Source organism: Mesorhizobium album (assembly GCF_033977205.1).
In the GTDB taxonomy this organism is placed as follows: domain Bacteria; phylum Pseudomonadota; class Alphaproteobacteria; order Rhizobiales; family Rhizobiaceae; genus Mesorhizobium; species Mesorhizobium album.
In genome coordinates this window covers 1-603 of the sequence record NZ_JAVIIW010000162.1, presented here as the reverse complement: position 1 = coordinate 603, position 603 = coordinate 1, and the positions used below count along the sequence as shown (strand labels likewise).

1 protein-coding gene is annotated in these 603 nt (G+C 67.3%); it reads left to right on the top strand.

Translation table 11 applies throughout. From position 1 onward, the window contains the following. The coding region (locus RFN28_RS34725; protein ID WP_320291615.1) for an IS91 family transposase at positions 1-603 on the top strand (603 nt) is incomplete at both ends.

Sequence of the window (603 nt, the reverse complement as noted above, 5' to 3'; positions counted from 1 at the left end):
GGGCCAGGCCTGCCGGGACTGGCTCGCCGCGCGGCAGGACGAGCTTCTGCCGGTGCCCTACTTCCACGTGGTGTTCACGCTGCCGGTCGAGGTCGCCGCAATCGCCTTCCAGAACAAGGCGGCGGTTTACGCCATCCTGTTCAGGACTGCGGCCGAGACGCTGCGCACGATCACCGCGGATTCCAGGCATCTCGGTGCAGAGATCGGCCTCATCGCAGTGCTGCACAGCTGGGGCCAGACTCTCACCTACCATCCGCACCTGCATTGCATCGTGCCGGGCGGTGGCGTCTCGCCCGACGGCTCGCGCTGGGTCTCCTGTCGGCCAGGGTTCTTCCTTCCGGTGCGCGTCCTGTCGCGCCTGTTTCGCCGCCGCTTCCTGGAGGAACTACGAGCCGCCTTCGACGCGCACAGCCTCAAGTTCTTCGGCGACACTGCCGGCCTGACCGAGCCAGCCGCCTTCACCCGCCTGTTGGCCAGGGCGCGCCGCCTCGACTGCCGAGTAGGTGGGGGCGTTACTGCCCCCACCCCTCGCAGACCCGGACGTGCAGTTTTCCCGCATCCGGTTCCTCATGGTAGAGTTTCGCTCACGGTGGCAAACGAATG